Below are 26,006 nucleotides of genomic sequence, written 5' to 3'. Positions count from 1 at the left end.
CGCGGATCGCCACCTTGCCGATCTTTTCCAACCGCACACCCGTACATCAACCCGTTCCGAGCGAATGACCCAAGGATCCTGACCATGACCACACTGTTCGACCCCATCAAGATCGGCGATCTGGAACTCGCCAACCGCATCATCATGGCCCCGCTGACCCGCTGCCGCGCCGACGAAGGTCGTGTGCCCAATGCGCTGATGGCCGAGTATTACGTACAGCGCGCATCGGCCGGGCTGATCATCAGCGAAGCCACGTCGGTCACACCGATGGGCGTGGGCTACCCGAATACCCCCGGCATCTGGTCCGACGACCAGGTGCGCGGCTGGAGCGGCGTGACCAAGGCGGTACATGCCAATGGCGGCAAGATCGTTCTGCAACTCTGGCACGTGGGGCGGATTTCCGACCCGTCGTACCTGGACGGCGAACTGCCGGTGGCCCCCAGCGCCATCCAGCCCGCCGGGCATGTCAGCCTGATTCGCCCGATGAAGGACTACGTGACCCCACGTGCCCTGGAAACCGAAGAGATCGCCGATATCGTCGAGGCCTACCGGCTGGGCGCGGAAAACGCCAAGGCTGCCGGCTTCGACGGCGTGGAAATCCACGGCGCCAATGGCTACCTGCTCGACCAGTTCCTGCAGGACAGCACCAACCAGCGCACCGACAACTACGGCGGCTCCCTGGAAAACCGTGCGCGCCTGCTGCTGGAAGTCACCGATGCCGTGCTGAGCGTCTGGGAACCGGGCCGTGTCGGCGTGCACCTGGCGCCCCGCGCGGACAGCCATGACATGGGCGATTCCAACCGCGCGGAAACCTTCACCTACGTGGCTCGCGAACTCGGCAAGCGCAACATCGCCTTTCTCTGTGCTCGCGAGCGGGAAGCCGATGACAGCCTGTCGCCGAGCCTGAAAGAAGCCTTTGGCGGCGTATTCATCGCCAACGAGCGCTTCTCGAAGGATCAGGCCAATGCCTGGCTGGCCAGCGGCAAGGCCGATGCGGTGGCCTTCGGCGTGCCCTTCATCGCCAACCCGGACCTGCCGGAACGCCTGCGCCAGGGCGCCGCACTGAACGAAGCGCACAGCGAGACCTTCTACGGCTCGGGCCCGGTCGGCTATATCGACTACCCGCGCCTGTAACTTACGCCGCGCAACAAAAAGCCCGCGTTCTCACGCGGGCTTTTTGTTGGCTGGCAATTCTCTAAAATGGCAAATCGCAGTTGCACTTACGGTCTAGCGAGCTAGAAACCTGCAAGGGCCAGGCGCCCCACAAAACCAGGCGAGCAAGCGCAGTGTACTGGTGTACATGAGCATGACTCGCTTCGCTCACCCTTCGGGCCGCGCTAAAGCGCGTCAGCCGCGAGCGGCTGTCCAAGCCTGTTTTCAACGCCGCAGGGCCGACGCGCAGCAGATCGCCCTTAGCGCGCGTCGATCTGCTGCTGCAAGTTCTGGATTTGCGCCTGCAGCGTGTTGACGCTGCGCGTGGTCTGCGCGCGGAACGCGTCGAACTCGGCGGTACTGCTGCCACTGCTGGCCGCCGGGCGATTGTCCATCTGGCTCTTGAGCACCAGCAGATCCTGCTCCAGGCGATCAACAGCGGCGTTGGAGTTGCCAGCCTTCTTCAGTGCCTCGATGTCACCCGCCAGACTCCTTACCTGAGTCGCCAGTTTGCCGGCATCCGCCTGGGCGCTCTTCAGGGTGGCCAATTCGCTTTTCACGGCAGCCAATTCGCTTTTCAGCGAGCCTTGCTCGCTACCGAGGGTCTTGAGGCTCTCGTCGTACTTGCCCGTGTCACCCTGCTGGGCCTTGAGGTCGGCGATCAATTGCTCGATGCGCTTGTCCTGCCCGCTCTGCTGGCCACCAGCGGCCTGCTGTTGCTTGGTCAGTTCGGCAACCTTGCCTTCCAGCTGACGCACTTGCAGGCGCAGGGCCTCACTGCCGGTGGTGACGTTGGATTCGGCTGCAACCACCTTGCCGGAGATGTCCTGAATGCGGCCAGCCGCTTCTTCACTGATACGCGCGAAGCTTTCCTGCGTGGCGACCAGTTGCTGCTCCATCAGGTTGATCTGCTGGAAGCTCCACCAGCCCACGGCGCCCAGCGCGATGCTCAGCGCACCCACCAGTGCCCACAGCGGGCCGGTGCTGGCTGCACGGGGTGCGACAGCGGCCTTGCCAGGAGCAGCGGCACGGGCATAGGGCTGCGGCTCGGGGTCGAAATCGTCCTGATCGCGGCGATCCGGCGTCAGGCTGGGCACGTCATCGAATTCGTCGTGGGCATCGTTACGCATGTAGGGAGACCTTGAGAAAACCACGGTGGAGGCAAATTGCCGCGCAGTATACCGATTCGCACGTGGCGCTTGGGTGTCGTGCCGTCAGGAAATGGCGGCACCGCGGCGGGCGTATTGCGCAAAAAGACCCACCGGATACCCATCAGGTTCCGCAGCGCCCTGCCGTGCAGAAACCTGGAGCTACCCCTGAGCCCGCCACCAGCGACAGAACTCGTCGAGCGCTGGCCACAAGCCGGCCCTGGCTTCGTAATCCAGGTGCTGCTGCGCCTGGCTGATGTCCAGCGAGAAGTTGCGACTCATCACATCCACGCTCAGCCGTGACAGCGACGGCTCGGGGCGCCCCGGCAACAGGCTGCAGAGCCCCTCGTTGAGGGTCGCCACGCTGCGTGCCAGGCCGACCGGGACATGCCGGGTGACCACCGGCATCTCCAGCTGGCGCAGCACGTAATTGACCACATCCCAGAGCGGCACCGCTGCGCCATTGCTGATGTTGTAGGCCTTGCCCAGGGCCGGACCGGCGGCCAGCAAGGCGCTGAGCAGGGCCTCGTTGAGGTTGTGCACGCTGGTGAAGTCGACCTTGTTCAGGCCATTGCCGATGATCGCCAGGCGCTTCTTGCGTTGCATGGCGATCAGCCGCGGGAAAATGCTCACATCGCCTGCCCCGGTGACGAAGCGCGGACGCAGGGCAACCACTTCCAGGCCAAACTCCTGAGCACCGAACACGCGCTGTTCGGCGAGAAACTTGGTACGCGCATAGTGGCTGGAAAAACGCTTCGGCACCTGCTCTTCACGCAGACCGACATGATCGCGCCCATCGAAATAGATAGACGGTGACGACAGGTGTACGAGTCGCCGAACCCGGCGTTTGAGGCACGCTTCGATGACGTTTTCGGTGAGCAGGACGTTGCCGCGATGAAAATACTCGTAGCGCCCCCAGACACCCACGGCACCCGCGCAATGCACCACGGCCTCGACGTCGCTGCACAGCGACAGGGCCAGCTCCGGGTCGTTGAGGTCGCCGGGCATGAAGTGCGCGCCACGGCGCAGCAGATGCTCCAGGGCGTCTTCTCGGCGCCCGGTCACGCGCACGTCCAGGCCCTGCTCCAGGGCATAACGGGCAAAGCGCCCGCCAATGAAACCGCTTGCTCCGGTGACCAGAATCTTCATCACGTCCTCCGCTCGCTCGTCGGCGCACTATAAAGCCTGGCGCGGTGTCGCTGCAGACCGCTCACGTGATTGGCACCAGATAATCACCTGCATGGCGATGCAAATGCCCGGTCAGGCGGTCGAGCAGCTCGCCGCCATTGCGCCAGTGATGCCAGTACAGCGGCACGTCGATGGGCCGGTCGGCGAGCAGTTCGACCAGCTCACCGCTGGCCAGCGCCTCCTGCATCTGCGGCTCGGGGACCATGCCCCAGCCCAGGCCCTCGGCAGTCAGCCGCAGGAAGCCTTCCGACGATGGGCACAGGTGATGCAGAAAGCTGCCCGAGATACCCAGCTCATTGAGGTAGCGGTGCTGCAACTGGTCATCCGGGCCGAACACGATCGCTGGCACATGGGCCAGGCGCTCGGCCGTCACGCCGTTGGGAAAATGGCGAGTGACGAAGGCCGGGCTGGCCATGGCCCGATAGCGCATGGCACCGAGCGGCAGGCTGCGAGCGCCGGAAACCGGGCGCTCGGCCGCACACACGCAGGCCGCCACATCACCGGCGCGCATGCGTTTGAGGCCCACTTCCTGATCCTCGACCACCAGTTCCAGCAGCACGCGGTGGCGGGCACAGAAGTCCGCCACCGCCCGCGCCCACCAGGTGGCCAGGCTGTCGGCGTTGACGGCGATGCGCAGCCGCTGGGTCTCACCATCGGCCTCCAGGGCCGGCACCTGCTCCTGCAGATCGCGCTCGAGCAGGCGCACCTGCTGCACATGGTTGAGCAGGCGTCGGCCGACATCGGTGGGCGTCGGTGGCATGGCGCGTAGCAGCACCGGCTGGCCGATGCGCGCTTCCAGCAGTTTGATGCGTTGGGAGACCGCCGATTGCGATAGCCCCAGGACCTGGGCACCGCGCTCGAAGCCAGCCTGTTCGACGACCGCGGCAAGGGCGGCCAGCAACTTGTAATCGAGCAATCGATTTTCCTAATGAGCGATCAGCAATATTGCTTTTTCTTATACAAGCAATCGCCGCAGACTGATAGCCATCCCTCCCCTATTCAGGATGCATCGCTCATGTCGGATCCCGGCAATTCGGTTTTCATCACTCCAGCAAGGACGTACTGATCATGTGGCAGAGCTACAGCAACGGCCTGGCGATCACAGCCGGCCTGATCATCGCCCTCGGCGCGCAGAATGCGTTCGTCCTCGCCCAGAGCCTGCGCCGCGAACATCATCTGCCGGTGGCGCTGCTGTGCATCGTCTGCGATGCCCTGCTGATCAGCGCGGGCGTATTCGGCCTGGCCACCCTGCTGGCGCAAAGCGAATTGCTGCTGAGCGTCGCACGCTGGGGCGGCGCGGCCTTTCTGCTCTGGTACGGCGCTCAGGCGCTGCGGCGTGCCTGCCGGCCGAATGCCCTTCAGGTACAGGGCGACACGCCTCGCTCGCTGCGCGCGGTGTTGCTGGCGACCCTGGCGGTGACGCTCCTCAACCCCCATGTGTACCTGGATACCGTGCTGCTGATCGGCTCCCTCGGCGCCCAGCAGAGCGTCCCCGAGGCTTACGCGGCAGGTGCCGCCAGTGCTTCGCTGGTGTGGTTCATGTGCCTGGCGCTCGGCGCGGCCTGGCTGGCGCCGTGGCTGGCTCGGCCGCTGACCTGGCGAATCATCGACCTGATCGTCGCCGCGATGATGTTCGCGATTGCCTGGCAACTGATCGCCAGCCCGCTCTGACCCAGGAAGGGCTTCGGGACCGGGCCAGGTGCTATGCTGCGGCCCTTGTCGAAATCTGCCGGAGCCTTCGTGGAAACCAGCGTCTTTCTCATGGTCATCGCTTCGGCGGCTCTGCATGCAGGCTGGAACGCGCTGCTGAAAATAGGTCTGGATCGTTTTCTCACCGCTTCGCTGATCCAGATCGGCGCCGGGACCGTCGCGCTGCTGGCCCTGCCGTTCGTACCGATGCCGAATGCCGCGGCCTGGCCATGGATCGTGCTCTCGGCAATCCTGCACATCGGCTACAACGTCTTTCTCAGCCGCGCCTACCGATATGGCGACCTGGGCCAGGTCTATCCGATTTCCCGGGGCAGCTCTCCATTGCTGGTGGCAGGCCTCTCGGTACTGCTGCTGGGTGAAGTCCTGCCTGCCGGGCAACTGCTCGGCCTGGCGGTGCTGGTCGCCGGCATCTGGCTGATGGCGGTCCGGGGTGGCAGCGGCAAAGCCAACGGCGGCCTGCTGTTCAGCGCGCTGATGACCGCCCTGTTCATCGCTGGCTACACCCTGTCCGACGCCAGCGGTGCCCGCGCCAATGGCGACCCGCTGTCCTATTCGCTGTGGCTGTTCGCCGTGAACGGCCTGGTGATGGCGCTGATCATTCTCGGCCAACGCGGCCCTCGCATCGTTGCCGAACTGGGCCCGCACTGGAAGGCCGGGCTGCTCGGCGGGGCCATGTCGATGTTCGCCTACAGTATCGTCATCTGGGCGATGACCCAGGCCCCGGTGGCGCTGATATCGGCCCTGCGCGAGACCAGCGTGGTGTTTGCCCTGCTCATCGGCAGCCTGTGGCTGAAGGAGAGCCTGCCGCCGATTCGCCTGCTGGCCTGCCTGATCATCCTCGCCGGCGTGGCGACCATGAAGCTCGCCTGAGTCGCTGCGAAGCAGGATCGGCGCGATTGCCGACGAAGGCTCTAGCACCGCTTTCCCGCACAGTTGCTGCGTGGTTATGCGGTAGCCCCGGTGCTATGATCCCTGCCCTGCGTCGCAAAGGGTATAAATCCGCCGACGCATGTTTGGCCGCCCGTGATCGGCCTTGCGCTCATCGCAACTGACCTGATTAGGAGAATAACCATGGCTTTCGAATTGCCGCCGCTGCCTTATGCACATGATGCTCTGCAGCCGCACATCTCCAAGGAAACTCTGGAGTATCACCACGACAAGCACCACAACACCTATGTCGTGAACCTGAACAACCTCGTGCCCGGTACCGAGTTCGAAGGCAAGAGCCTGGAAGAAATCGTCAAGACTTCCTCCGGCGGCATCTTCAACAACGCGGCCCAGGTATGGAACCACACCTTCTACTGGAACTGCCTGAGCCCCAACGGCGGCGGTCAACCGACTGGTGAGCTGGCCGCGGCCATCGAAAAATCCTTCGGTTCCTTCGAGAAATTCAAGGAAGAGTTCAGCAAGGTCACCATCGGCACCTTCGGTGCTGGCTGGGGCTGGCTGGTGAAGAAGGCTGACGGTTCCCTGGCACTGGCCAGCACCATCGGCGCCGGTTGCCCGCTGACCGCAGGCGATACTCCGCTGCTGACCTGCGATGTGTGGGAACACGCTTATTACATCGACTACCGCAACGTCCGTCCGAAGTATGTCGAGGCGTTCTGGAACCTGGTCAACTGGGACTTCGTGGCGAAGAACTTCGCCGCCTGATCCCTGACGTCACGCTTGCCTGCAAGCGAACGTGCTGCATGATAGGGATGCCCTCCCGACGCGAGTCAGGGGGGCATTTTTTCGTCTGCAGGGTGCATATTGCGGTGCGCGGCACAGGCGTCGGGATCGACGGACGGTACTCAAGACTTGAGGGCGGCCTCCGAAACAATGCAGGTGCTGCGGGAAACCGGCACTATTGGATGAACGCCGTGCAGCACTGGCCTTTGACTGCTACCGCGACTTTGCCAATACTCAACCCCTATCCGGCGCCCGGTATCGCACAAGGAACTGCCATTTGAAGCTGGAACTCAAGCACAGTCTGTCCGTGAAACTGCTTCGCGTCGTGCTGTTGTCCGCGCTTGCCGTTGGCGTGGTGCTGAGCCTCGGCCAGATCGTGTTCGATATCTACAAGACCCGCCATTCGATCACCAGCGATGCCCAGCGCATCCTCGGCATGTTCCGCGACCCCTCGACCCAGGCGGTCTACAGCCTCGACCGCGAGATGGGCATGCAGGTCGTCGAGGGCCTGTTCCAGCATGAATCGGTGCGCCATGCCTCGATCGGTCACCCGGGCGAGCAAATGCTGGCGGAAAGAAGCCGGCCCCTGGCCGAGCCGTCCGTGCGCTGGCTGACCGACCCGATTCTCGGTGAGGAGCAGGATTTCACCATCCGCCTGGTGGGCCGCGAACCCTACAACGAATACTACGGCGATCTGAACATCACCCTCGACACCGCCCTGTACGGTGAGAGCTTCATCACCAACTCGGTGATCATATTCATTTCTGGGGTACTGCGTGCACTGGCCATGGGCCTGGTGCTGTACCTCGTCTACTACTGGCTGCTGACCAAGCCGCTGGCCAAGATCATCGAACACCTGAGCAGCATCAACCCGGATCGCCCCAGCGAGAACAAGCTGCCCATGCTCGCCGGCAACGAGAAGAACGAGCTCGGTTTGTGGATCAACACCGCCAACCAGTTGCTCGCCTCCATCGAACGCAATACCCACCTGCGCCGCGAAGCCGAGAACAGCCTGCAGCGCATGTCCCAGTACGACTTCCTGACCGGCCTGCCGAACCGCCAGCAACTGCAGCAGCAGCTCGAGCAGATCCTCGAGGATGCCGGGCGTCTGCAGCGTCGGGTTGCCGTGCTGTGCGTCGGGCTGGATGACTTCAAGGGCATCAACGAGCAGTTCAGTTACCAGACCGGCGACCAGTTGCTGCTGGCCCTCTCCGATCGCCTGCGCAGCCACAGCGGACGGCTGGGCGCCCTGGCCCGCCTGGGCGGCGACCAGTTCGCCCTGGTGCAGGCCGATATCGAGCAGCCCTACGAGGCTGCGGAGCTGGCGCAAAGCGTGCTGGACGACCTGGAGGCGCCGTTCGCCCTCGACGACCACCTGGTGCAGTTGCGCGCGACCATCGGCATCACGCTGTTTCCGGAAGACGGCGACAGCCCCGAGAAGCTGCTGCAGAAAGCCGAACAGACCATGACCCTGGCCAAGAGCCGCTCACGCAACCGCTACCAGTTCTACATCGCCAGCGTCGACAGCGAGATGCGCCGCCGCCGCGAGCTGGAGAAGGATTTGCGCGAGGCTCTCGCGCAGGATCAGCTGCATCTGGTCTACCAACCGCAGATCAGCTTCAGCGATCACCGCGTGGTGGGCGTAGAGGCGCTGCTGCGCTGGCAGCATCCGCAACACGGGCTGGTGGCGCCGGACCTGTTCATCCCGCTGGCCGAACAGAACGGCAGCATCATCCCGATCGGCGAGTGGGTGCTCGATCAGACCTGCCGTCAGCTTCGCGAGTGGCATGATCAGGGCTACGGCGACCTGCGCATGGCGGTCAACCTGTCCACCGTGCAGTTGCACCACGCCGAGCTGCCACGGGTGGTCAACAACCTGATGCAGATGTACCGCTTGCCCGCCCGCAGCCTGGAACTCGAAGTGACCGAAACCGGCCTGATGGAAGACATCAGCACCGCCGCCCAGCACCTGCTCAGCCTGCGTCGCTCCGGAGCGCTGATCGCCATCGACGACTTCGGCACCGGCTACTCGTCGCTCAGCTACCTGAAGAGCCTGCCGCTGGACAAGATCAAGATCGACAAGAGCTTCGTGCAGGATCTGCTCGAGGACGAGGACGACGCCACCATCGTTCGCGCCATCATCCAGCTCGGCAAGAGCCTGGGCATGCAGGTCATCGCCGAGGGCGTGGAGACCGCCGAACAGGAGGCCTACATCATCGCTCAGGGTTGTCATGAAGGTCAGGGCTACTACTACAGCAGGCCGCTGCCGGCCCGCGAACTGACCCAGTACCTCAAGCAGTCCAGCCGCGCGCAGCACCGCGTGAATCCGGCAACGCTCTGAGGCACGCGCCGCTCTGAATCGAGCCTGAGCGCGATTATCCGGGCTCGGAACGGGCAGTAGCACATCCAGCCTTTGCGTAAAATGCAAATCTTTCGCATTATGTTGCAGCTCGCGTGGACGACCACGCGCGCTCCCCATTAACACGCAAAGGATTTCGTCATGATTCGTATGCCCCTGGCCTCTGCCAGCCTGCTGACAATCGCCATTGCCCTCGCGGGCTGCGGTGAAGACAAAGCGCCTGCCAATCAAGCCGCCGCCCCGGCTCCGCAAGCGAGCACCAGCAGTGCACCAGCAGCAGCCGGCGCCTTCGACGAAGCCGCTGCGCAGGCCGTGGTCAAGCACTATGCCGACATCGCGTCGGCCGTGTTCGACGACGCCGCCAGCACCGCAAAAACGCTGCAGACCGCCATCGACGCCCTGCTTGCCACCCCCAACGAGGAAACCCTCAAGGCTGCACGCGAAGCCTGGCTGGCCGCACGCGTGCCCTACATGCAGAGCGAAGTGTTCCGCTTCGGCAACACCATCGTTGACGACTGGGAAGGCCAGGTCAACGCATGGCCGCTGGATGAAGGCCTGATCGACTACGTCGCCGCGGACTACCAGCACGCGCTGGGCAACCCGGGCGCCAGCGCCAACATCATCGCCAACACCGAGATCCAGGTCGGCGAAGACAAGCTCGACGTCACCGAAATCACCCCGGACCTGCTCGCCAGCCTGAACGAGCTGGGCGGTTCCGAAGCCAATGTCGCCACCGGCTACCACGCCATCGAATTCCTGCTCTGGGGCCAGGATCTGAACGGCACCGGCCCAGGCGCAGGCGAGCGCCCGGCTACCGACTACGTGGTCGGTGAAGGCGCCACCGGCGGCCACAACGAGCGTCGTCGTGCGTACCTGAAGGCCGCCACCGAACTGCTGGTCGCCGACCTCGACGAAATGGCTGGCCAGTGGAAAGCCGGCGTTGCCGACAACTACCGCGCCACCCTGGAAAGCGAATCGGCCGAGAACGGTCTGCGCAAGATCCTCTTCGGCATGGGCAGCCTGTCCCTCGGTGAGCTGGCCGGCGAACGCATGAAGGTCGCGCTGGAAGCCAACTCCACCGAAGACGAGCACGACTGCTTCAGCGACAACACGCACAACTCGCACTTCTACAACGGCAAGGGCATTCGCAACGTCTACCTGGGCGAGTACAAGAAGGTCGACGGCACCAGCCTGACTGGCCCGAGCCTGTCGTCGCTGGTCGCCAAGGCGGACGCCGCCGCCGACACCACCCTGAAGGCCGACCTGGAAGCCACCGAAGCCAAGCTGCAGGCCCTGGTCGACAGTGCCAACAAGGGTCAGCACTTCGACCAGTTGATCGCTGCCGACAACGCCGAAGGTCAGCAACTGGTGCGCGACGCCATTGCCGCCTTGGTCAAGCAGACCGGTGCCATCGAGCAGGCGGCTGGCAAACTGGGCATCAGCGATCTGAACCCGGATACCGCCGACCACGAGTTCTGATTCCAGAACCTCAGGCGTAGACCAGGCCGATGCGACTCACCTCGCATCGGCCTTTTTCGTTTCTGCGCCGGATACCATCAAGATAGGGGCACCTCTAAAAACGTTGGCGAGGAGGTCCGTGCAAGGCAAGAACAGGCGAAAGAGCGGAATTTACGAGGGTAAATGCATTTTCAGCCGGTTTTTAACGCAGCGATGACAACGCAGGTAGTTTTGAGCGCTGCACATGCAAATCCATCTTATTTAAAGCTGCATAGGCTGCTAAGATTCCCGCCCTTGATTTTCCTGTCACGGACTCTGTCGATGCCTGCGCCATCCGGTCGTTTGCTGCCATTGTTGGGCCTGGCCCTCAGCCTGGCGGCGTGTGACCAGTCCCCGCGCTTCACCGAAGCAGAGCCTGGCGAAGCGCTTTCCGGCGGCACGGCCACGGTATCGCGCAGCGACCACAACGCGTTCTCCCTGCCCTCCGCCAACCTCAAGGCCGAACGTCGTCTGGATTTCAGCGTGGGCAACAGTTTCTTCCGCAACCCCTGGGTGATCGCGCCGTCCACCACCACCGCCCGGGACGGTCTCGGCCCACTGTTCAACACCAATGCGTGCCAGAACTGCCACATCCGCGATGGCCGTGGTCACCCTCCCGAGCCCGGCAGCGTCAACGCCGTATCGATGCTGGTGCGCCTGTCGATTCCTGCCGACAGCGCGGACGAGTGGATCATCGAGCGCCAGGGGGTGCTGCCGGAACCGAAGTACGGCGCGCAGTTGCAGGACATGGCCAATCCCGGCGTAGCGCCCGAAGGCAAGGTGCGCGTCGAGTACAGCACCCACAGCGTGCAGTTCGACGACGGCTACAGCATCGAGCTGCGCAAGCCGCAGCTGAACATCAGCCAGCTCGGCTACGGGCCGATGCATCCGGACACGCAGTTTTCGGCCCGGGTCGCCCCACCGATGATCGGCCTCGGCCTGCTCGAGGCGATTGCACAGGAGGCCATCCTGGCCAACGCCGACCCCGAGGATCGCGATGGTGACGGCATCGCCGGGCAGCCCAACTGGGTGTGGGACGATGTGCAAAAGAAAACCGTGCTCGGCCGTTTCGGCTGGAAGGCCGGGCAGCCGAGCCTGAATCAGCAGAACGCCCACGCCTTCGCCCACGACATGGGCCTGACCAGCAACGTCGTGCCGCACGACCAGTGCACCGATGCGCAAGCCGCCTGCCGCGAGGCGGCCCACGGTGGCGAACCGGAGGTCAGCGACAACATCATGAAGATGGTGCTGTTCTACACCCGCAACCTCGCCGTGCCAGCTCGTCGCAAGTCCGAAGACGCCCAGGTGCTGGCAGGCAAGACCCTGTTCCATCGCGCTGGCTGCCAGAGCTGCCACACGCCAAGCTTCGTGACTGCCGCCGATGCGGCCGAGCTGGAGCTGGCCAACCAGACCATTCGCCCCTACACCGACCTGCTGCTCCACGACATGGGCGAGGGCCTTGCCGATGGTCGCAGCGAATTCCGCGCCAGCGGTCGGCAATGGCGCACCGCGCCGTTGTGGGGCATCGGCCTGACCGAGACGATCAGCGGCCACACCCAGTTCCTGCACGACGGTCGCGCTCGCAACCTGCTCGAAGCGATTGCCTGGCACGGTGGCGAAGCCGAAGCCGCCAAACGCCAGGTGCTGACATTTTCCAGCGAGGAGCGCGCCGCGCTTCTGGCCTTTCTGAACTCACTGTAAAGGAGCCGCGCATGATCCGTTCTCCGCTGACCATCGCCCTGCTGGGCGTGACTCTGGCCGCCTGTTCACCTGCCGATCCGCAGGCCACGGTCAGTGCCGCGCTGGCCGAAGGCGTACTGCTGCCCGCGCACATCACGTGGAAGGAAGCCGATAGCAGCCTGGCCAGCAGCGCCAGGTCGTTCTGCGCAGGCAATGAAGATCTGCCTGCCGCTCGCCAGGCGTTCCTTACCGCGCAGAGTGCCTGGGCCAGCCTGCAGCCGCTGGCCGTAGGGCCGCTTGCCGAAGGCAATCGCGCCTGGCAGGTGCAGTTCTGGCCGGACAAGAAGAACCTGGTGGCCCGCCAGGTTCAGGCGCTGGTCAACGGCAAGCCGCAGTTGAACGCCGCCGACCTGGAGAAAGCCAGCGTCGTCGTCCAGGGGCTTACCGCCTACGAGTACCTGATCTTCGATGCGGAGATCGATCTGCAGAATGCCGAACAGAAGGCGCGCTACTGCCCGCTGCTGGTGGCCATCGGCGAGCATCAGCAGGCCCTGGCGGACACCGTGCTGACGCAGTGGCAGGACCAGGCCGGTGCACTCAGCCAGTACAAGACCTTTCCCAACGAGCGCTATGCCGAAGCCGGTGAGGCCATCTCCGATCTGCTGCGCACCCAGGTCAGCGCCATCGATGGCCTGAAGAAGAAACTCGGCGCGCCGCTGGGCCGCCAGAGCAAGGGCGTACCGCAGCCCTACCAGGCGGAAGCCTGGCGCAGTCAGGCCAGCCTGGCCAACCTCGGCGCTGCCCTGAGCGGTGCCGAGCAACTCTGGCGCGGCGCCAAGGACGACGGTATCCAGGCCCTGCTGGGCAGCGATCAGGATGCGCTCAAGCAGCGTATCGATGCCGCCTACGCCGATACCCGGCAGCAGCTCGCCGGCCTGCAACGCCCACTGGGTGAACTGCTGGCTGACGAGGCCGGACGGCAGAGCCTCAATGCCTTCTACGACAGCCTCAATGTGCTGCACCGCTTGCACGAAGGCGAGCTGGCACGGGCGCTGGGCATCCAACTGGGCTTCAATGCCCACGACGGAGACTGACTCATGGCGATCAAACGCAGAGCCTTTCTTGGCTTGAGTGCCGCGGTACTCGCTGCCGGTGCCGTGGGCGGCTGGAAGCTGAGCCACAACGGCGGCCAGCCCCTGCTGCTCTCGGCACGCAACGACGAAGGTGGCAAGCACTACGCGGTCGGTTATCGGCTCGACGGCCAGCGGGCATTCGCCACGCAGGTCAGCGAGCGCTGCCACGACGTGGTGCCCCACCCGAACCTGCCCATGGCGCTGTTCGTCGGGCGCCGACCGAGCACCGAGAGCTATCTGGTCGACACCCGCGACGGACGCTTGCTGCAGACCCTGCACAGCGAGCAGGACCGGCATTTCTACGGCCACGCGGTATTCCACAAGGACGGCGAATGGCTGTACGCCACCGAGAACGATACCCGCGACCCCGGTCGCGGCGTACTTGGCGCCTACCGCCTGGAAGGCGAGCGCCTGCTACGCCGCGACGAACTGTCGACCCACGGCCTGGGCCCGCATCAGGTGCTGTGGATGCCGGATGGCGAAACCCTGGTGGTGGCCAACGGCGGCATCCGCACCGAGGCGGAAAGCCGGGTGGAAATGAACCTCGATGCCATGGAAGCCAGCCTGGTGCTGATGGCCCGCGACGGCACCCTGCAGAGCAAGGAGCAGTTGCCCGAGCAGATGAACAGCGTGCGCCACCTGGCCGTGGCCAGAGACGGCACCATCGTCAGCGGCCAGCAGTACATGGGCGACGCCATGGACGCTGTGCCGCTGGTGGCGATCAAGCGTCCGGGCCAGCCGTTCCAGCACTTCCCGATGGCCGATGCGCAACGCCAGATGATGAACCAGTACACCGCCAGCGTGGCGGTGCACAGCGACCTGCGCCTGCTGGCGATGACCGCCCCCAGAGGCAACCGCCTGTTCATCTGGGATCTGGACAGCGGCGCAGTACGTCTGGATGCCTCGCTACCCGATTGCGCGGGGGTCGGCGCGGTGGAAAATGGCTTCGTGGTCAGCGCTGGCATTGGCCGCTGCCGGCTGTACGACTGCCGCAGCGAACGCATCGCCATGCAGCCCCTGGAACTCCCGGCAGGGCTCTGGGACAACCACCTGCGCCTGGCCTGACGGGCCAGAGACCTTTGACAGTGGTGGGCTGAAGCCCACCCTACAGCCGCACAGGGTCGTAGGGTGGGCTTCAGCCCACCAGCCCACGCCAGCTATCCTCCGACAAGCGGTCAAGATCCTGGCCTGGCGTCCTGACAGGCGCTCCCACGCAGAGCCTGAGGAACGATCGACAAGCTGCTTCCACGCTTTCTCAAAGCAGGCCGAGCTGTTCGGCGCGAGGGGCTTTGTCGGTGTATGGGGGGAGCGGCGGCAAGCCCGGCAGGCGTTCGCTCAACGACTGGTGAAAGCGTAGCGCCTGGGCGGCAGCGAGGTGGTTGTCCGGGGTGTGCAGGAATACATAGGGCGTCAGACCGTCTTCGATCCAGGCCGCGACCTTGTCCAGCCAGGGCTCGAGAAAGGGCTGGTTGGCATCCAGATCCGGACCGCCGATGAAGCGCACCTGGGGGCTGTCGCTGAACGCCGCCGGGCGAATCGGCAGGCGGGGTTTCTTCGATTGCGCATGCAACACCGCCGGGTCGCTGGAGCGGCAACTGAACAGCGCACGGGAATCCAGGCAAATGCGCTCGACACCCCGTTCGTGCAGCAGCCGATTGAGGGCGCGCTCTTCGTCACCCTTGTCGAAGAACGCCGGGTGGCGGACTTCGACGGCCAGCCGACGCTGCGAGAACGCATCCAGCCACACCGCCAGCTCGTTCAGTCGAGAAGGCCCGAACATGGCCGGCAGCTGCAGCCACAGCGGCGCCACTCTATCTCCCAGCGGCGCCAGGAGTTCGAGAAACGCCTGGGTGCCGTCGAGCTGATCACGCAGATCCCCCTCGTGGCTGATGTCCTTGTGCACCTTGGCGCAGAAGCGGAAGTGCTCGGGCATGCGCTGTACCCAGCGAACCAGCTTGTCCTGATCAGGGCGGGCATAGAACGTGGTATTGCCTTCCACCGCATTGAAGACGCGGCAGTAGTGTTCGAGGCTGTCAGCCAGATTGAGGTCGGCCGGATAGAAACTGCCGCGCCAGGCGGTCTCGTTCCAGGAAGGGCAACCGAGGAAATAGGGAAGCATGGCAAATCGCTGACGAGTCAAAGGCCGCTATTGTGCCCTGTGTACGGCCAGAGGTGCAGATCGGAAGTCGATCAGGCGTACAGATCGAGACCCAACACCTGCTGGGCATCCACGTCACGGGCATAGGCCTCGGTGCTGCTGTAGCTGGCGATGGCCTGAGCGGCGCGATTGCTCATGGCTGGCTGGTAGGTCACGTCCAGCGAGCGCACCGGGAAGTTGTCGGTGCTGGAGTTGGTCTGCTGCACGCGACGAATTTGCGGGGTCTGCTCGAAGCCCTGAGTAGCGGCGGTGGTTGCCGGTTGCTCGCGCTTTACTTCCTCTTCCCGGTTCGCCTCACGATAGGGCGTGACCGCAGTCCCCGAGCGGGGGCCACGATCCGGTGAGTAGGGCGCGATGTTACCGTCGATACGCATCAGTGAAGGCTCGGCAGAAAGACGTGCGGAAGTGCTGGCAATTTAGCTGCACCACACGGCCTTGGCAATGCATGGCGGGAAGTTGACGACAAAAGGACGGCTCGTCCGTCGGCAAATTCAGAATCCAGCCGGTGGCGGCATCTTGGGAGTGGCCACCTTGTCACGCAGATAGATGGGCTGCGCCTGGTCGGCAACCACCGCCTCACCCCGCGCCCAGGCGAAACGCGCCAGGCTCAGCAGGTCCTCGGCGTGGGGCAGCATGTCATCATCCCTGGCAGCAACCTGTGCGGCAATGCGCGGCGCAAAGGTGCCCCAGCCGGTACCGGCACCGAACCACTCGCCTGCCGCCTCGCTCGGCAGCAGCGCCTGCTCCGGCGCCAGCACGGCCTCGTGACCGACCAGCCGCATCTCGCCCTGCTCGGCGCGGTAACAGCCCCAATAGACCTCATCCATGCGCGCATCGATGGCCGCAGCGACCTGGCTGGCCCCGTGCTCACGAAGCGCGCGTTGCGCCAGCACCGCCAGGTTGGACACCGGCAGCACCGGGCGATCGAGCGCGAACGCCAGCCCCTGTACCACGCCGATGGCGATGCGCACACCGGTGAAGGCACCTGGGCCACGACCGAAGGCGATGGCATCCAGCGCCGACAGTGCGAGGCCCTGCTCGCCCAGCAGCGCCTTGATCATCGGCAACAGCCGTTGAGCGTGCATACGCGGGATCACCTCGTAGTGACTCGTCACTCGACCATCGTGCAGCAGGGCGACGGAACAGGCTTCGGTGGCGGTATCGAGGGCCAGCAGAGTGGTCATGGTGATCTGTAGAGGTGGCTGAGCGGGCGGGCATTAAAACGGTTTGAGGCGTTTTTTTCCAGCACAGCGGGGCAAACGGCGGGTCCTGCGGCCCATGAGGCGGTGCAACTGAGTGCTACACCACCACGACGATGCCCTGGATGGGCACCGTCAAGCAGCGGGTCAGCCCGCGAGCGGACGGGCTGGCTCGCTTACCACTTCTCGATGACGGGCTTGGCGTCCCAGCCCTTCAGGGGCTCTTTCGACCAGGTGCCATAGCCGGAATTGGGGAACACGATCCACTCGGTGCCCCATTTAGCGGACTCTGCCTCGGCGGTCGCGCGCTGCTCCGCCACCGGCGTCTTGCGGAAACGTGCATCGAAGTCATGCAGGGTGTCACCGAGCAGCATCACGATGCGGTAGTCCTTGGCGACCAGCGCTCGGCGCTCGACCTTGGGCGGTCCGAGCAGCAGCACGCTTTCTGCGCTGACCTGCGGCAGGTCGAGCTTCTTCAGGGCCTTGAGGGTGTAGTCCTTCTGCTCTTGCGAGCGATCCGACACATAGCGGATGGCGACGCCCAGCTTGTCAGCGTGCTCGAGGAATTTCTTGGCACCCGGGATCAATACCGGATTGCCGTCGCGCTCCCAAGGCAGCCAGGTGTCCCAGCCGTCGTAGGTGTGGCAATTGGCAAGGTCACGGGCCAGCAGCGCCGAGTTGTCGATGATGGTTTCATCCACATCGGAAACGATGGCGAGCTTCGAAGGATCTTCCGCCGCAGCCACCGCTGCATCCAGCTTCTCGGTGGCGATGTTGTAAGCCTGCATCTGCAGGGCGCGAACTTCCGCTGATTGCTGCTGATAACGCAACGCCATGGTGAACTGGTCAACCGGGCACTCGCCCTTTTTTTCCGGGGCGTCGTCGGCGAATGCGACGGATGCGCTCAATGCCGAAGCCACGATGGCGATGGGCAAGCAGACAAATCTTCTGTTCTTGGTCATGGAATGCACTCTGATGGGGTGGTTGATGTAAAGCCGCCTTCCTCGAAGCTGTTTCGTGACGGTCGATGAAACCAGCACAGCAGCGCGGATTTCCTGCGCTGCTCAGCCGGGAACGATGGTGCATGCCGAAGGTAGCGGCCTGACGCCCGAAAGGCGCGGACCGTACCGATACTAGATAGCCAGGCGCTCGATCCGCGCTCCAGGAACGACACTGGCTTAACCCGCCAAGCCATCGGCATGCCCAGAAACGACAACGGCCCGCAAGCGGGCCGTTGATATCCGGTAAACAGGGCTCAGCTGAGCGCTGCCAGGACCTTGGAGGTGATCTGCTCGACGGAGCCGACGCCGGCGATGGCGCTGTATTTCGGCGTGCCTTCGGCAGCCGAAAGCTTCTGGTAGAAATCCACCAGGGGCTTGGTCTGCGAATGGTAGACCGACAGGCGATGACGCACGGTGGCTTCCTTGTCGTCGTCGCGTTGGATCAGATCTTCACCGGTTTCGTCATCCTTGCCAGCGACTTTCGGCGGGTTGTGCTCGGTGTGGTACACGCGACCGGAGTTCGGGTGTACGCGGCGACCGGCGATGCGGCCGACGATTTCCTCGTCATCGACGGCAATTTCGACCACGTGATCGATCTGCACGCCAGCGTCCTTGAGGGCCTGAGCCTGAGGGATGGTGCGCGGGAAGCCGTCGAACAGGAAGCCATTGGCGCAATCGGGTTGAGCGATGCGCTCCTTGACCAGGTTGATGATCAGCTCATCGGAGACCAGGCCACCGGCATCCATCACGCTTTTCGCGGCCAGACCCAGTTCAGTGCCTGCCTTGACCGCTGCACGCAGCATGTCACCGGTGGAGATCTGTGGAATCGAGAATTTCTTGGTAATGAAACCAGCCTGAGTACCTTTGCCGGCACCGGGCGCCCCCAACAGAATCACGCGCATCGATGTGCTCCTCAAGTTCTTGGTAGTGATGGTGGACTCGCCTCGTGGGGCCAATCTCAGAAGGTTTCGGCAGGCCGGCCAGGGGCCGAACTGCTAGAAGGTCGATCAAGATACACAGCGCCCCAATGCCGCACAAGCCATCGAAAGTCGCAGACAAATGCGACCGGGGCCTCATTTCCAGACGACGCCTCGCAGCTTGCATCATATTTTCGCGGCGCCACCATACAACCAAGGTCAAAGCCGAACAGAATTTCCCCGAAAACTGCCACAGAGGACAATCTTCCCAGCTTTTACCGGCAATTTCCGCCTATCGGCGCAGCAATCACCCGCTGCGCCCGATGCCCTCAACCGGTATTGCGCAAACCGGCGGCGATACCCGCCACGCTGACCAGCAACGCCTGCTCCAGAGGGCTTCCCGCCTCCTGCTCGCGCTGCCGCGAGCGGGCCAGCAGCTCGGCTTGCAGCAAGTGCAATGGATCCAGATAGGTATTGCGTACGGTGATGAACTCCAGCGTCTCCGGGCTGTGGGCAAGCAACTGCGACTGCCCGGTGAGACCCAGTACGACACCACCCGCCTGCGACAATAGGTCGCGTAAATGCGCACCCAATGGGTGCAGTTCGGCACTGACCAGACGCTCGTCATACAGCCTGGCGATCGACTCGTCAGCCTTGGCGAGCACCATTTCCAGCATGTCGATGCGCGTGCGGAAGAACGGCCAGTGTTCGCGCATGTCGCGCAGCAACTCGCCCTCGCCGCGCTCCAGCGCTCCGCTCAGGGCGGCCTCCCAGCCCAGCCAGGCCGGCAGCATCAGGCGGGTCTGCGTCCAGGCGAAAATCCAGGGGATTGCCCGCAGGCTTTCCACCCCGCCCTCGCGCCGCTTGGCCGGCCTGCTGCCCAGCGGCAGGCGGCCAAGCTCCTGCTCCGGCGTCGCCTGGCGAAAGTACTCGACGAACTGCGGATGCTCGCGCACCACGCCGCGGTAGGCGACCACGCCGTCGGAAGAAAGCCTGTCCATCTGCGCGCGCCAGGCTGGCTCGGGCGCGGGCGGCGGCAGCAGGGTCGCCTCCAGCACGGCGGCCAGGTAGAGATTGAGGTTCTGCTCGGCGATGTCCGGCATGCCGAACTTGAAGCGGATCATCTCGCCCTGCTCGGTGGTGCGGAAACGCCCGTTCACCGAGCCCGGTGGTTGCGACAGGATCGCCTCGTGGGCGGGACCACCACCGCGGCCCACGGTGCCACCGCGGCCATGGAACAGCAGCAGCTCGACCTGATGCTGACGACAGATCTCCACCAGACTTTCCTGGGCACGGTACTGCGCCCAGGCGGCAGCGGTGGTCCCGGCATCCTTGGCGGAGTCGGAGTAGCCGATCATCACTTCCTGCGGGCCGTGCAAGCTGGCTCGATAGCCCGGCAGCCCCAGCAATTGCTCGATGGCGACCGCTGCGTTATCCAGATCGGCCAGGGTTTCGAACAGCGGCACCACACGCATCGGCCTGCGCAGCCCGGCTTCCTTGAGCAGCAGCTGTACCGCGAGCACATCGGAGGCGGTTCCCGCCATGGAGATGACGTAGGAACCGAGAGACGCCGCGGGCGCGGCCGCGACCTCACGACAGGTCGCCAGCACTTCGGCGGTCTCGCCTGCGGGACGGAAGTCCGCGGGCAATAGCGGACGACGGCTGTTCAGCTCGGTCTGCAGAAAGTGCAGACGCTGTTCTTCATCCCATTCCTGGTAACGGCCAAGGCCCAGATAATCGGTGATCTCACCCAGCGCGGCGGCATGGCGAGTGGCGTCCTGGCGAACGTCCAGGCGCACCAGGAACAGGCCGAAGGTTTTCACCCGACGCAGGAAGTCGAGCAGCGGGCCGTCGGCGATGACGCCCATGCCGCACTCGTGCAGCGAGCGGTAGCAAAGATGCAGTGGGTCGTAGAGGTCGCTATTGTCCTGCAACACGGCGGCAGGCGGGCTGACCGGACCGGCGAGCGACTCGTGAGCCCAGGTCCGGGTGGCGCGCAAGCGCTCGCGGAGCTGCTTGAGCAGCGCCCGGTAGGGCTCGGCACTGTCGCCACTGCGCGCGCGCAATTCATCGCTGGCCTGCTGCATGGAAAGCTCGGCGGCCAGGCTGTCGATGTCACGCAGATACAGATCGGCGGCCATCCAGCGGGCCAGCAACAGAACCTCGCGGGTCACCTTGGCCGTCACGTTGGGGTTGCCATCCCGATCGCCGCCCATCCACGAGGCGAATCGGATCGGCGCGGCCTCCAGCGGCAGACGGAACCCGGTTTCCCGCAGCAGTGCCTGATCAGCCTTGCGCAGCACGGTCGGCAGGGCGTACCACAGCGAGTTTTCGATTACCGCGAAGCCCCATTTGGCCTCGTCCACCGGGGTCGGGCGCACGCGACGGATTTCCTCGGTGTGCCAGGCCTCGGCGATCAGCCGCTGCAGGCGGCTGGAAATCGCGTCGCGCTCACCTGCGGACAGGTCGCGGTGATCCTGCTCCGCCAGCTGCGCGGCGATGGCATCGTATTTCTGAATCAGGGTGCGCCTGGCGACTTCGGTCGGGTGCGCGGTGAGCACCAATTCGATATCCAGCCGACCGACCTGCCGGGCCAGGGCTTCGCGATCATGCCCACCGGCACGCAGACGCTGCAGCAGCTCGTCCAGTATGCGGTTCTCGAAGGGCTGCGCCTCGCCGGCATCACGTCGGCGCACGCGGTGATACTGCTCGGCGATGTTAGCCAGGTTCAGAAACTGGTTGAAGGCACGGGCGACCGGCAGCAATTCGTCGTCGTGCAGTTGGTCAAGGGTATCGCTCAGCTGTCGAGCCCCGTCCGCCGAACCCTGGCGCGCAGCCTTGGCGCCCTTGCGGATGCGCTCGATCTTGTCGAGGAAAGCATCGCCGTGCTGCTCGCGGATGGTGGTGCCGAGCAACTCGCCAAGCTGGTGAACGTCCTCGCGTAGACGTGCGTCGATTTGCGTCATACCGGTGTGCCTCCGCCGCTGCGTGAACCTGCAGATTGGCCCAGCCTGGCACTGCCTGACAAGCAGCCCTTCGACCAAAGCAGCAGAACGAAGCGCCGATACGCGCCGCCACAGGCGTCAATCGGAACGCAGCCGGAGGGCTCAGGTCTGTAACAGAGAACCCGCCACACCTCGAGGTACCTATGAAGATCCGCGAACTCGTCCAGCAATGGGAACAGAACGCAACCGGCCGCCTGGTCAGTACGCCTTATCAGGTGCATCTGGATGTGGAGTCGGCCGCGCGCCTGGCGGCACTCGGCCACATGTACCCGAAACGGCGCCCAGAAGAGCTGATCGCCGAGCTGCTCGGTGCCGCTCTGGAAGACCTCGAAGCCAGCCTGCCCTACGTTCAGGGCACTCACGTGGTCGCCACGGACGAAGAAGGCAACCCGGTCTACGAAGACGTCGGCCCTACCCCGCGTTTTCTGGAGCTGGCTCGCCACTACCTGCATGAAATGAATGCCGAGGCCGAGCGAAGCGAGCCCTGATCGAGAACCGCGGCCCTGTCGCCAGATGCCGCGCAAAGCGCCGAGTGGCGCGGCTTTCGACATTTTTCTGGCGACGCGATCCTGGCAACGTGCACTTTTTTGCTGAACGTTTCCTGACTCAGCCAACTCACAGGGTTATGCCGTAATGACCACTGGTCGCCGGAGAAAAACTAACTCAGCCGCTATCGCTCCTGAGTTTCCGGACGGCAGGTGACCATCGTGGAAACCGACTGTTTGCCAGGAATTTACCAATGGAGTTGCACACCATGACCACTAAAACTGCCCCAAACGCTCGTACCAAACTAGCCGGCTGGAAAGTTGCGGCACTGGCTATCGGCAGCAGCTTGCTGCTCGTCGGTTGCGCAGGCACTCCGCCCAGTGAGCAACTGGCTGTGACCAAGTCGGCCGTCAACGAAGCCGTGAGCTCCGGCGGTACCGAATTCGCCGCGGTCGAAACCAAGTCTGCCCAGGACAAACTGAAGCAGGCCGAGCTGGAAGTCATCGAGAAGAACTACGAAGAAGCCAAACGCCTGGCCGAACAAGCCGAGTGGGACGCACGCGTAGCCGTGCGTAAAACCCAGGCAGCCAAGGCTGACAAGGCACTGAAGGATGCCCAGCAGGGTATCGAGGAACTTCGTCAGGAAGGTCTGCGCAGCGCTCAGCCGGCTCCGACCCAAGGTCAGTAACGGCTTCGTCAGACTTCGCCAATTGAATAAAGGATGAACGATCATGCGTAAACAAGTGATGATTCCAGCCCTGCTGGCTCTGAGCGTTGGCCTCGCTGCCTGCTCCACTCAACCGAACGTGAACCTCGAGCAGGCGCGTAGCGGCTATTCCACGCTGCAGACCGACCCGCAAGCTGTGAAGGTCGCGGCACTGGAAACCAAGGATGCCGGTGAAGCGCTGGAAAAAGCCGAGCGCGCTTTCCGCGAGAAAGAAGACGAGAAGAAGGTCGACCAGCTTTCCTACCTGGCCAACCAGCGCATCGAAGTGGCGCGTCAGACCATCGCACTGCGCACCACCGAAGCGAGCCTCGAGCAGACGGGCGCCCAACGTGCCCAGGCCCGCCTGGAAGCCCGTGACGCGCAGATCAAGCAACTGCAGAACAGCCTCAACGCCAAGCAGACCGAACGCGGTACTCTGGTCACCTTCGGCGACGTACTGTTCGACCTGAACCGTGCCGAGCTCAAGCCAGGCGGCTTCGCCAACATCGCCAAGCTCGCCCAGTTCCTGCAGGAAAACCCGGATCGCAAGGTAATCGTCGAAGGCTACACCGACAGCACCGGTTCGGCTGACTACAACCAGGGCCTGTCCGAGCGTCGCGCCAACTCCGTACGTGCCGCACTGGTACGTCAGGGCGTAGGTCCGGAGCGCATCGTCGCTCAGGGCTATGGCAAAGAATACCCGGTTGCCAGCAACGCCGACTCTGCCGGCCGCGCTCAGAACCGTCGTGTGGAAGTGACCATTTCCAACGACAACAAGCCGGTTGCTCCTCGCTCGTCCGTAAGCAGCAACTAAGTAGCTGCTGTTGCACCAGAACCCCGCTTCGGCGGGGTTCTGTCGTTTCAGGGGCAGCCGGCACGCGCCCCTGGCGACATCTTTGCGCCTTGTAGCTCCGGCAAATGGGATCCTGATGACCAACCTCGCCACACGCCCGTAACCCTGCCCCCGCCACGACCAATCGCCCAGCCCTCGAACCCGCGTTTACCACCCGCGACTCACGCCTTCCGTGCCTCCTTCGCCGCGCGACCCGCGAACCTCGCTCGACAGCGCCGAGCAGACTCCAGGCACCCGAAAATACCGCTCATCGGAGCAAACAACCACTAATCGGTGAAAACGACCGTTCGTCATGCAATAATGCCCGCTGGTCGACGGACGAACGGTAGCTGCTCGCAGCTATCGGCCTCCGCGGCCCATTTCGATGCGGCAGGTAAACCATCATGGAAATCGACTACCTGCCAGGAAACTACCTATGGAGTTGCATACACCATGAGCACCAAGACTGCTTCAAAAGCGCGCACTCAACTGGCGGGCTGGAAAGCCGCGACACTGGCCGTCGGCAGCGCCCTGATTCTCGCTGGCTGTGCAGGCACCCCGCCCAGCGAGCAACTGGCGGTGACCAAGTCTGCCGTCAATGAAGCCGTGAGCTCTGGCGGAACAGAATTCGCCGCAGTGGAAACCCGCTCCGCCCAGGACAAGCTGAAGCAGGCCGAGCAGAAGGTTTACGAAAAGAAATTCGAGGAAGCCAAACGGCTGGCAGAGCAGGCCGAGTGGGATGCACGCCTGGCGGTTCGCAAGACCCAGGCGGCGAAGGCAGAGAAAGCACTGAAGGATGCCCAACAAGGCATCGAAGAACTGCGTCAGGAAGGCCTGCGCGGCTTCCAGAGCACTCCTGCCCAAGGCCAGTAACAGGTCTGTCGAACAGACCTCGCTAATCGTTAAAGGATGACCAAACATGCGTAATCAACTGATGATCCCCGCCCTGCTGGCCCTGAGCGTCGGCCTGGCAGCCTGCTCGACGAAGCCCAACGTCAATCTGGAACAGGCGCGCAGCAACTTCTCGACCCTGCAAAGCGATCCCAAGGCGATCAAGGTAGCCGCCCTGGAGACCAAGGACGCCGGCGAATTCCTGGAAAAAGCCGAGAAGGCCTATCGTGAAAAGGAAGACCAGAAGATCGTCGATCAGCTGTCTTACCTGGCCAACCAGCGTGTCGAAGTGGCGCGCCAGACCATCGCCCTGCGCACCACCGAGCAGGACCTGCAAAAGACCGCCGCACAGCGCACTCAGGCACGCCTGGAAGCCCGTGAAGCGCAAATCAAGCAATTGCAGAGCAGCCTGAACGGCAAGAAAACCGAACGCGGCACGCTGGTCACCTTTGGTGACGTGCTGTTCGACGTTGGCCGCGCCGAGCTCAAGGCCGGAGGCCTGCACAACATCAACCAACTGGCCGAGTTCCTGCGTGACAATCCCGGCCGCAAGGTTCTGGTCGAAGGCTACACCGACAGCACCGGTTCGGAAGCCCTGAATCTCGACCTGTCGGATCGCCGCGCCAACGCCGTACGCACCGCACTGGTACGCATGGGCGTGGGCCCGGAGCGAATCGTCGCCCAGGGCTACGGCAAGGAATACCCGGTCGCCAGCAATGCCAGCGCCTCTGGCCGTGCCATGAACCGCCGCGTGGAAGTGACCATTTCCAACGACAACAAAGCCGTCGCCCCCCGCTCGTCCTTCCGCAGCTACTAAGCGCAGGCCGAACGAAAGCGAACCCCGCCACGGCGGGGTTCGTCATTTCTGGCTCCGCGAATCTGCGTACAGGGGCGCCCTGCGTCGCCCAGCCCCTAACGATCCGGCGGCATGTCATCGACCATGCAACGCACGGCCTGCCTGCGGTTATCGACCAGTACCCCGCTGAGCCCCTTCTGCTTGAGATCGAACAGCACCAGCACGCCATCGATGCATTGGGCAACCTGGTCGGCTGCCTTCAGCGACACCTTGTAGTCCTCGCCAGGAACGGTCTTGAGCATGGTGAATTCGGACAGCAGCAAGGCATCCTCAGGCTTGGCGAAGTGCAGATAGCCATAGTAGCCGAGCACCATGACAGTGCCGGCGATGCTGCCAATGGCGGTGAGAATCAGGGGAATGGGATTGCGCTCGCTCATAAACCTCTCAGTTGAAGACAAGCTCGTACGGTACGCCCCG

The 26,006-nt window shown here is 63.9% G+C and carries 24 protein-coding genes; 14 read left to right on the top strand and 10 right to left on the bottom strand.

The window, feature by feature from the left end:
• Positions 1-84 precede the first annotated feature (84 nt).
• The gene (locus ACT9T4_RS00485; protein ID WP_042551797.1) at positions 85-1,134 is read left to right on the top strand and encodes an alkene reductase; all 1,050 of its coding nucleotides are present in this window, start codon (positions 85-87) and stop codon (positions 1,132-1,134) included.
• 278 nt (positions 1,135-1,412) lie between these two features.
• Here ACT9T4_RS00485 and ACT9T4_RS00480 read toward each other — a convergent pair whose 3' ends face one another.
• The 3 genes from ACT9T4_RS00480 to ACT9T4_RS00470 all read right to left on the bottom strand — a co-directional run bounded on the left by ACT9T4_RS00480 (position 1,413) and on the right by ACT9T4_RS00470 (position 4,404).
• Positions 1,413-2,282 (bottom strand): hypothetical protein, encoded by an 870-nt coding sequence (locus ACT9T4_RS00480; RefSeq protein WP_042551798.1) that lies wholly within the window; start codon positions 2,280-2,282, stop codon positions 1,413-1,415.
• Between the two features lie 180 nt (positions 2,283-2,462).
• Positions 2,463-3,449, bottom strand: a complete 987-nt coding sequence (locus ACT9T4_RS00475) for an NAD-dependent epimerase/dehydratase family protein (RefSeq protein ID WP_179538898.1) — start codon at positions 3,447-3,449, stop codon at positions 2,463-2,465.
• A gap of 61 nt (positions 3,450-3,510) precedes the next feature.
• Complete coding sequence (locus tag ACT9T4_RS00470) at positions 3,511-4,404, bottom strand: LysR family transcriptional regulator ArgP (protein WP_179538899.1); 894 nt, start codon at positions 4,402-4,404, stop codon at positions 3,511-3,513.
• Positions 4,405-4,556: 152 nt separating this feature from the next.
• Between ACT9T4_RS00470 and ACT9T4_RS00465 the strand changes: the two genes are divergently transcribed.
• From ACT9T4_RS00465 to ACT9T4_RS00430, 8 genes are all read left to right on the top strand, one after another.
• On the top strand, positions 4,557-5,159 hold the full coding sequence (locus tag ACT9T4_RS00465; RefSeq protein WP_042551801.1) for a LysE/ArgO family amino acid transporter: 603 nt from the start codon (positions 4,557-4,559) through the stop codon (positions 5,157-5,159).
• Between the two features lie 69 nt (positions 5,160-5,228).
• Positions 5,229-6,068 (top strand): EamA family transporter, encoded by an 840-nt coding sequence (locus ACT9T4_RS00460; RefSeq protein WP_042551863.1) that lies wholly within the window; start codon positions 5,229-5,231, stop codon positions 6,066-6,068.
• 201 nt (positions 6,069-6,269) lie between these two features.
• A complete protein-coding gene (gene sodB / locus ACT9T4_RS00455; RefSeq protein ID WP_042551802.1) occupies positions 6,270-6,851 on the top strand; it encodes a superoxide dismutase [Fe] in 582 nt (193 codons plus the stop codon).
• A gap of 295 nt (positions 6,852-7,146) precedes the next feature.
• Positions 7,147-9,210, top strand: a complete 2,064-nt coding sequence (locus ACT9T4_RS00450) for a putative bifunctional diguanylate cyclase/phosphodiesterase (protein ID WP_042551803.1) — start codon at positions 7,147-7,149, stop codon at positions 9,208-9,210.
• 159 nt (positions 9,211-9,369) lie between these two features.
• Positions 9,370-10,707 carry an imelysin family protein gene (locus ACT9T4_RS00445; protein ID WP_179538900.1) on the top strand — a complete coding sequence of 446 codons (1,338 nt, stop codon included), beginning with the start codon at positions 9,370-9,372 and terminating at the stop codon, positions 10,705-10,707.
• A 300-nt stretch (positions 10,708-11,007) separates the two neighbouring features.
• A complete protein-coding gene (locus tag ACT9T4_RS00440) occupies positions 11,008-12,426 on the top strand; it encodes a di-heme oxidoreductase family protein (RefSeq protein WP_179538901.1) in 1,419 nt (472 codons plus the stop codon).
• 11 nt (positions 12,427-12,437) lie between these two features.
• Positions 12,438-13,499: an imelysin family protein gene (locus tag ACT9T4_RS00435; RefSeq protein ID WP_179538902.1), complete on the top strand. Its 1,062-nt coding sequence runs from the start codon at positions 12,438-12,440 to the stop codon at positions 13,497-13,499.
• A gap of 9 nt (positions 13,500-13,508) precedes the next feature.
• A complete protein-coding gene (locus tag ACT9T4_RS00430) occupies positions 13,509-14,603 on the top strand; it encodes a DUF1513 domain-containing protein (RefSeq protein WP_499115254.1) in 1,095 nt (364 codons plus the stop codon).
• A 190-nt stretch (positions 14,604-14,793) separates the two neighbouring features.
• On the opposite strand, the gene ACT9T4_RS00425 is transcribed toward ACT9T4_RS00430, so the two are convergent.
• The 6 genes from ACT9T4_RS00425 to ppc all read right to left on the bottom strand — a co-directional run bounded on the left by ACT9T4_RS00425 (position 14,794) and on the right by ppc (position 21,779).
• Positions 14,794-15,657, bottom strand: a complete 864-nt coding sequence (locus tag ACT9T4_RS00425) for a DUF72 domain-containing protein (RefSeq protein ID WP_179538903.1) — start codon at positions 15,655-15,657, stop codon at positions 14,794-14,796.
• A gap of 71 nt (positions 15,658-15,728) precedes the next feature.
• Positions 15,729-16,070: a hypothetical protein gene (locus tag ACT9T4_RS00420; RefSeq protein ID WP_042551808.1), complete on the bottom strand. Its 342-nt coding sequence runs from the start codon at positions 16,068-16,070 to the stop codon at positions 15,729-15,731.
• A gap of 117 nt (positions 16,071-16,187) precedes the next feature.
• The gene (tsaB, locus tag ACT9T4_RS00415) at positions 16,188-16,880 is read right to left on the bottom strand and encodes a tRNA (adenosine(37)-N6)-threonylcarbamoyltransferase complex dimerization subunit type 1 TsaB (RefSeq protein WP_499115015.1); all 693 of its coding nucleotides are present in this window, start codon (positions 16,878-16,880) and stop codon (positions 16,188-16,190) included.
• Between the two features lie 191 nt (positions 16,881-17,071).
• Entirely contained in the window at positions 17,072-17,857 is a 786-nt protein-coding gene (locus ACT9T4_RS00410; RefSeq protein WP_179538904.1) for an HAD family acid phosphatase, read from the bottom strand.
• A gap of 293 nt (positions 17,858-18,150) precedes the next feature.
• Entirely contained in the window at positions 18,151-18,798 is a 648-nt protein-coding gene (adk, locus tag ACT9T4_RS00405) for an adenylate kinase (RefSeq protein ID WP_042551811.1), read from the bottom strand.
• A gap of 344 nt (positions 18,799-19,142) precedes the next feature.
• Entirely contained in the window at positions 19,143-21,779 is a 2,637-nt protein-coding gene (gene ppc, locus ACT9T4_RS00400; RefSeq protein WP_042551812.1) for a phosphoenolpyruvate carboxylase, read from the bottom strand.
• A gap of 182 nt (positions 21,780-21,961) precedes the next feature.
• Here ppc and ACT9T4_RS00395 point away from each other — a divergent pair, with 182 nt between their 5' ends.
• From ACT9T4_RS00395 to lptF (ACT9T4_RS00375), 5 genes are all read left to right on the top strand, one after another.
• Positions 21,962-22,306 (top strand): hypothetical protein, encoded by a 345-nt coding sequence (locus tag ACT9T4_RS00395; RefSeq protein ID WP_042551813.1) that lies wholly within the window; start codon positions 21,962-21,964, stop codon positions 22,304-22,306.
• 251 nt (positions 22,307-22,557) lie between these two features.
• The gene (locus ACT9T4_RS00390; protein ID WP_042551814.1) at positions 22,558-22,992 is read left to right on the top strand and encodes a DUF4398 domain-containing protein; all 435 of its coding nucleotides are present in this window, start codon (positions 22,558-22,560) and stop codon (positions 22,990-22,992) included.
• Positions 22,993-23,035: 43 nt separating this feature from the next.
• Positions 23,036-23,824 (top strand): lipotoxin F family OmpA-related lipoprotein LptF, encoded by a 789-nt coding sequence (lptF, locus tag ACT9T4_RS00385; protein ID WP_042551815.1) that lies wholly within the window; start codon positions 23,036-23,038, stop codon positions 23,822-23,824.
• 471 nt (positions 23,825-24,295) lie between these two features.
• Entirely contained in the window at positions 24,296-24,715 is a 420-nt protein-coding gene (locus tag ACT9T4_RS00380) for a DUF4398 domain-containing protein (protein WP_042551816.1), read from the top strand.
• A gap of 46 nt (positions 24,716-24,761) precedes the next feature.
• On the top strand, positions 24,762-25,550 hold the full coding sequence (gene lptF, locus ACT9T4_RS00375; RefSeq protein WP_042551817.1) for a lipotoxin F family OmpA-related lipoprotein LptF: 789 nt from the start codon (positions 24,762-24,764) through the stop codon (positions 25,548-25,550).
• Positions 25,551-25,645: 95 nt separating this feature from the next.
• Here the strand turns inward: lptF (ACT9T4_RS00375) and ACT9T4_RS00370 are convergent, their stop codons facing one another.
• Positions 25,646-25,966 carry a PA3694 family proteiin gene (locus ACT9T4_RS00370; protein ID WP_042551818.1) on the bottom strand — a complete coding sequence of 107 codons (321 nt, stop codon included), beginning with the start codon at positions 25,964-25,966 and terminating at the stop codon, positions 25,646-25,648.
• Between the last annotated feature and the right edge of the window lie 40 nt (positions 25,967-26,006).

The organism is Pseudomonas sp. SZ40 (assembly GCF_052958135.1).
Note: the sequence above shows the minus strand (reverse complement) of the source record. Positions and strands in the feature narration are given on the sequence as shown.